A 6,435-nucleotide genomic window follows, 5' to 3' on the forward strand; every position below is an offset into this window, starting at 1 on the left:
AGGACTTCCGTGTCCCGGACCCCCGCCCGCGTCACCGCGGTCGACACCCACGACATCCGCTTCCCCACCTCGCGCGAGCTGGACGGCTCCGACGCGATGAACCCGGACCCCGACTACTCGGCGGCCTACGTCGTCCTGCGCACGGACGCCGCCGACGCGACCGAGGGACACGGCTTCGCCTTCACCATCGGGCGGGGCAACGACGTCCAGGTCGCCGCGATCGACGCGCTGCGGGACCATGTGCTGGGCCGCGACGTCGACGAACTCTGCGCCGACCCCGGATCGCTCTCCCGGGACCTGATCGCCGACAGCCAACTGCGCTGGCTCGGGCCCGAGAAGGGCGTGATGCACATGGCGATCGGAGCCGTCGTCAACGCCGCCTGGGACCTCGCCGCCCGCCGGGCCGGCAAGCCGCTGTGGCAACTGCTCGCCGACGCCGAACCCGAATGGCTCATCCGGCAGATCGACTTCCGGTACATCACCGACGCGCTCACCCCCGAACAGGCCCTCGCCCTGCTCAGACGCGGCCGGGAAGGCGCCGGGGAACGCCGGGCCCGGCTGCTGGAGCGCGGTTACCCCGCCTACACCACCTCCCCGGGCTGGCTCGGCTACGACGACGACAAGCTCGGCCGGCTCGCCGCCCAGGCCGTCACCGACGGCTTCCGGCAGATCAAGCTGAAGGTCGGCGCCGACCTCGCGGACGACATCCGCCGCTGCCGGGTGGCCCGCGCCGCCGTCGGACCGGACGTACGCCTCGCCGTCGACGCCAACCAGCGCTGGAACGTGGACGAGGCGATCCGCTGGACCCGGGCCCTGGCCGAGTTCGACCCGTACTGGATCGAGGAACCCACCAGCCCCGACGACGTCCTCGGCCACGCCGCGATCCGCCGCGCGGTCGGCCCGGTCAAGGTCGCCACCGGCGAACACGCCCACAACCGGATCGTGTTCAAGCAACTGCTCCAGGCCGGCGCCCTGGACATCGTGCAGATCGACGCCGCCCGCGTCGGCGGCGTCAACGAGAACCTCGCCATCCTGCTGCTCGCCGCCCGCTTCGGCGTGCCCGTCTGCCCGCACGCGGGCGGAGTCGGCCTGTGCGAACTCGTCCAGCACCTGTCGATGTTCGACTACCTGGCCGTCTCCGGCAGCACCGAGGACCGGGTCGTCGAGTACGTCGACCACCTCCACGAGCACTTCGTCACCCCGGCCGTCGTCCGCGACGGCCACTACACGGCACCCACCGCACCCGGCTTCTCCGCGGCCCTGCGCCCGGAGTCCGTCGCGCGCTACACCTACCCCGGCGGCACCTACTGGACCGCCCACCCCGACACCCCGAAGGGACGCGCCGCATGAACGACTTCGCGGGGCTGAGGGCCCTGGTCACCGGCGGCGCGTCCGGCATCGGCCGGGCCACCGCCGACCTCCTCGCCGCCCGCGGCGCCCGGGTCGCCGTCCTCGACCTGGACCCCTCGGCGGTCCCGGCACCCCTCGTCGCGCTGCGCGCCGACGTCGGCGACGACACCGCCGTGCGTACGGCCGTCCGGCACGCCGCCGACGCGCTGGGCGGGCTGGACGTCCTGGTGAACAACGCGGGCATCGGCGCCCAGGGCACCGTCGAGGACAACGACGACGCCGAGTGGCGGCACGTCTTCGACGTCAACGTCCTCGGCATGGTCCGCACCGCCCGCGCCTGCCTCCCGCACCTGCGCCGCTCCGCCCACCCCGCGATCGTCAACACCTGCTCCATCGCGGCCACCGCGGGCCTGCCGCGACGCGCCCTCTACAGCGCCACCAAGGGCGCCGTGTACTCCCTCACCCTCGCCATGGCCGCCGACCACGTCCACGAGGGCATCCGCGTCAACTGCGTCAACCCCGGCACGGCGGACACTCCCTGGATCGGCCGGCTGCTGGACGCGGCCCCCGACCCGGCCGCCGAACGCGCCGCGCTGGAGGCCCGCCAGCCCACCGGCAGGCTGGTCTCCGCCGCCGAGGTCGCGGGCGCCATCGCCTACCTGGCCAGCCCGTTGTCCGGCGCCACCACCGGCACCGCGCTCGCCGTCGACGGCGGCATGCAGGGCCTCAGGCCGCGCCCGGCGGCGGACCGGTGACCGCCCTCGGCCGCGCCGCCGTCCAGGTCACTCCGCTCGGCTTCGGCGCCGCCGCCCTCGGCAACCTCTACACCCCGGTCGGCGACGAACAGGCGCACGCTGCGGTGCGGGCCGCCTGGGAGCGCGGCATCCGCTACTTCGACACCGCGCCCCACTACGGCCTCGGCCTGTCCGAACGGCGCCTCGGCGCGGCCCTGCGGCGCTACGACCGCGCCGACTACACGCTCTCCACCAAGGTCGGCCGCCGCCTGGACCCCGCCGACGGCACCGCCCACCCCACCGGCGACGACCTCGCCCACGGCTTCGCCGTCCCCGCGACCCACCGCCGCGTCTGGGACTTCAGCGCCGACGGCGTCCGCCGCACCCTGGAGGCGAGCCTCGGCCGCCTCGGCCTGGACCGGGTCGACATCGTCTACCTCCACGACCCCGACGACCACGCCGAACAGGCCTTCCGAGAGGGCTACCCGGCACTGGAGCGGCTGCGCTCCGAGGGCGTGGTGGGCGCGATCGGCGCCGGCATGAACCAGGCGCCGATGCTCACCCGCTTCGTCCGCGACACGGACGTGGACGTGGTCCTCTGCGCGGGCCGGTACACCCTGCTCGACCAGGGCGCGGCGACCGAGCTGCTGCCCGAGGCACGGCGACGGGGCGTGCCGGTGGTCGTCGGCGGCCCCTTCAACTCCGGTCTGCTCGCCGACCCGGCGCCCGGGGCGACGTACGACTACACCCGGGCCCCGCGCGAGCTGCTGGACCGCGCCCTGCGCCTGAAGGCGGCGGCCGAGCGGCACGGCACCAGCCTGCGCGCCGCCGCCCTGGCCTTCTGCGCCGCGCACCCGGCGGTGGCGAGCGTCCTCGTCGGTGCGCGCTCGGCGGCCGAGGTCCACGACTGCGCCGAGCGGTTCGCGACGCCGGTACCGGACGCCTTCTGGCGCGAGCTGCGCGCCACCGGCCTGCTGCCCCCCGGCGAGGGGCCGGCACCCGGGCCGGACCCGGGACCGGCCCCGCCCGCCGCACGGGAGCTGCCGTGACCGTCGACGCCCACCACCACCTCTGGGACCTGACCGTCCGCGACCAGGACTGGATCCGCGGGCCCGGCCTGCGGCCACTGCGCCGGAACTTCACCCTCGCCGACCTGGAGCCCCAGGCCCGGGCGGCCGGTGTCGGCCGTACCGTCGTCGTGCAGACCGTCACCGTGCCGGAGGAGACCCCCGAACTCCTCGCCCTCGCCGCCCGGCACGACCTGATCGCCGGGGTCGTCGGCTGGACCGACCTCACCCACCCCGACATCGCCGGTGAACTGGCCCGGCTGCGCGCCCTGCCCGGAGGCACCTTCCTGAAGGGCGTCCGGCACCAGGTGCAGGGCGAACCCGACCCCGAGTGGCTGCTCCGGCCCGACGTGCTGCGCGGACTGGCCGCCGTGGCCGACGCCGGGCTGGTCTACGACCTCGTGGTCCTGCCCCACCAGCTCCCGGCCTGCGCCGGGGCCGCCGCGGTGCTGCCCCGGCTCACCTTCGTCCTGGACCACCTCGGCAAACCGCCGGTCGCCACCGGGGCGCGCGAACCCTGGACGGCGCACCTGCGCTCCCTCGCCGCCCTGCCCAACACCGTCGCCAAGCTCTCCGGACTGGTCACCGAGGCCGGCGCCGGGTGGACGGCCGACGACCTGCGCCCGTACACGGACACCGCCCTGGACGCCTTCGGTCCCGGCCGGCTGATGTTCGGCTCGGACTGGCCGGTGTGCACCCTGGCGGCCGGCTACCCGGACGTGCACGACCTGGCACGGGAGCTGACCGCGGACCTCGCCCCGCCGGAACGCACGGCACTGTTCGAGACCACCGCGACGCGCGTCTACGACCTCTGAACCGTCCCCGTCAGCCGCGTCGGCGGCAGGTACTCCCGCACGAACGTCCGCTCCCAGCACGCCCCGGTCTCCCGCAGCTCCCGCCAGCTCGTGTACCGGTACCGGAACAGCCTGGCCCGGACGTAGCGGGGCGGGGCGTCCGGCGGGAACGGGGAGCGGCGGAGCAGCCGCAGGGTGTCCCGGTCGTTCTCCAGCAGGCGTTCCACCAGAGCGCCGAACCACTCCCCGGCGTAACCGGGCGACAGCGCCGCGAACCACATCAGCCAGTCCAGGCGCAGGTGGTAGGGGGCGAACTGGCGCGGCCAGCGCCGCGGGTCGCCGGGCTTGCCCTTGAACGCGTACTCCCGCCAGTCGGAATCCGCGCGCGGGGTGTCGTCCAGCGTGCCCTCCACCACCACCTCGTAGCGCACCCGGCTGACGCTGCCGAACGCGCCGTAGGTGTTCACCAGGTGCAGCGGGTCGAAGGAGCGGTTCATCACCTGACGGCGGGAGATCATGTTCACCACCGGGTGGTGGCTCAGGAAGACCAGGAGCGCGGCGACCGCCAGCACCAGCACCTCGTACCAGAGCGGCGCCGGCGGCACGGGCGGCGCCGCTGCCGGCAGCCGGAGCGCGGACAGGGCCAGCACGATGGTGATCCAGTTCAGCCAGGAGAAGTTCCCGGAGAGCACCAGCCACAGCTGGGTGGCGATCATCAGGGCGGCGGCGGCCGAGGCGACCGGCTGCGGGGCGAACAGCAGGAAGGGCACGACCAGTTGCGTGACGTGGTTGGCGGCCACCTCCACCCGGTGCAACGGCTTCGGCAGGTGGTGGAAGAACCAGCTCAGCGGGCCCGGCATCGGCTGGGTCTCGTGGTGGTGGTCCAGACAGGTCAGCTTGCGCCAGCAGGGGTCGCCCCGCAGCTTGATCAGTCCGGCGCCGAATTCCACCCGGAACAGGATCCAGCGCAGCAGGAACAGCACCACGACCGGCGGCGCCACCTCGTCGTTGCCGAGGAACGCGGCCAGGAAACCGGTCTCCAGCAGCAGCGACTCCCAGCCGAACGCGTACCACGTCTGGCCCACGTTGACGATCGACAGGTACAGCGCCCACGGCACCAGCCACAGCGCGATCCCGGCCCCCAGCGGCAGCGCGGAGTCCGCCCCGGCCAGCAGGGCCGCCGACACCGAGCAGCCCGTCCAGGCGCAGGCCGCGAAGAAGCGGTCGGAGTAGTGCAGCTGGAACAGGCTCGGGGCACGCCGGAACGGCACCCGGGCCGTGAAACGGGGGACGGGCAGCATCCCGCGCTCGCCCAGCAGGGCCCGGAACTGAAGGGCCGCCGTCAGGAAGGCGACCAGGTACACGGCGGCCAGGGCCCGCTGGAGGACCAGCCGGCTCAGCCAGTCGCCGGGTGCGGTGAACCAGTCCACGGCTGTGCGCGCCCTTCCCTGCGGCTGCGCCGTCCTTCGGTCTCGGCACGGCGTTCCCCGAGTTGCCAGCCAAACCTGTGCGATGCCCACAATAGGGCGTTATCACCCTCAGTGATGTGGAGTGTGCGGTGCGGATACCCACCCGAACCTTCGTCACGGCCTGCGCGCTCTCGGCGGCGCTCCTCGCCGCCGGCTGCGCGGGGTCCGGTGTCAAGCAGGCCCGGGTGGGCGAGCTGGTCCTCCTCCAGACCGCCACCGAGCGGGGCCCCGAGCCCTTCACCGCCTCCACGGCCGTCGACGGCGCCACCGCCACCGCGTCGCCCCGGGCGTCCGCCGAGGTGTCCGCCGGCGAGCTGTCGGCACCGCTGCGCGCGGCACGCACCCTGTCCGGCGCGACCCCCGGCCTCTACCGCGGCAGCCCGCGCGTCGCGGGCTGCGACGTCGAGCGGCACATCGGCTATCTGGCGGTGGACGAGGACCGGGCCGTCGCCTTCGCCCGGGTCGCCGGTGTCGGCCGGCCGGCGCTCCCCGCCTACCTGCGCGGACTGACCCCCGTCGTGCTCCGCGCCGACACCCGCGTCACCAGCCACTCCTACCGGGACCGCGCGGCGCACGACTACCAGGCCGTGCTCCAGGCCGGCACCGCCGTCCTGGTCGACGACCGGGGCGTGCCCCGGGTGCGCTGCGCCTGCGGCAACCCGCTCACCGAACCCGCGCCGACCCGCGGCGGGGCCGGCGCCCGCGGCACCCCCTGGTCCGGCTACCGGCCGGACCGGGTGGTCGTGGTGTCCCCGGCGCCGCGAGCCGTCACCAGCCTCACGATCGTCGACGACGGGACCCGGACCTGGACCGAGCGCAAGGTCGGCCCCGACGTCCGCCGGGACCGGGTCGTGCCGCCGCCGGCCAGTCCCTTCCCGACCGCCCCGCCGGACGAGGGAACCGGGGACACCGCCCGGCCCAGCCCCGGCGGGAGCCGGCCGGCCACCGCCCCGGACGGACCGGGCACACCGGTCTCGCCGGCCGCCGTATCGGACCGGCCGGGGACGCCCGCCTCGCCGGC

6 protein-coding genes are annotated in these 6,435 nt (G+C 75.0%); 5 read left to right on the forward strand and 1 reads right to left on the reverse strand.

Annotation, left to right across the window (positions count from 1 at the left end; genetic code table 11):
- The first annotated feature begins 9 nt into the window (after positions 1-9).
- Genes IF37_RS0132005 through IF37_RS0132020 form a run of 4 tightly spaced genes read left to right on the forward strand, consistent with a single transcriptional unit; the run spans position 10 to position 3,966 of the window.
- Entirely contained in the window at positions 10-1,350 is a 1,341-nt protein-coding gene (locus IF37_RS0132005; protein WP_030750606.1) for an L-fuconate dehydratase, read from the forward strand.
- Complete coding sequence (locus IF37_RS0132010) at positions 1,347-2,105, forward strand: SDR family NAD(P)-dependent oxidoreductase (protein ID WP_030750609.1); 759 nt, start codon at positions 1,347-1,349, stop codon at positions 2,103-2,105. The genes IF37_RS0132005 and IF37_RS0132010 overlap by 4 nt, the downstream gene beginning before the upstream one ends.
- Positions 2,102-3,133 (forward strand): aldo/keto reductase, encoded by a 1,032-nt coding sequence (locus IF37_RS0132015; protein ID WP_037857504.1) that lies wholly within the window; start codon positions 2,102-2,104, stop codon positions 3,131-3,133. Before IF37_RS0132010 ends, IF37_RS0132015 begins: the two co-directional genes overlap by 4 nt.
- Positions 3,130-3,966 (forward strand): amidohydrolase, encoded by an 837-nt coding sequence (locus IF37_RS0132020; RefSeq protein ID WP_030750615.1) that lies wholly within the window; start codon positions 3,130-3,132, stop codon positions 3,964-3,966. Before IF37_RS0132015 ends, IF37_RS0132020 begins: the two co-directional genes overlap by 4 nt.
- On the opposite strand, the gene IF37_RS0132025 is transcribed toward IF37_RS0132020, so the two are convergent.
- The gene (locus IF37_RS0132025; RefSeq protein ID WP_030750617.1) at positions 3,954-5,375 is read right to left on the reverse strand and encodes a lipase maturation factor family protein; all 1,422 of its coding nucleotides are present in this window, start codon (positions 5,373-5,375) and stop codon (positions 3,954-3,956) included. The two genes, IF37_RS0132020 and IF37_RS0132025, sit on opposite strands and share 13 nt — an antisense overlap.
- 128 nt (positions 5,376-5,503) lie before the next feature.
- Here IF37_RS0132025 and IF37_RS0132030 point away from each other — a divergent pair.
- Positions 5,504-6,435: DUF6777 domain-containing protein (locus IF37_RS0132030; protein WP_030750620.1), on the forward strand; the 932-nt coding region annotated here is incomplete at its 3' end.

It is taken from the genome of Streptomyces sp. NRRL S-31 (assembly GCF_000718775.1).
In the GTDB taxonomy this organism is placed as follows: Bacteria; Actinomycetota; Actinomycetes; order Streptomycetales; family Streptomycetaceae; genus Streptomyces.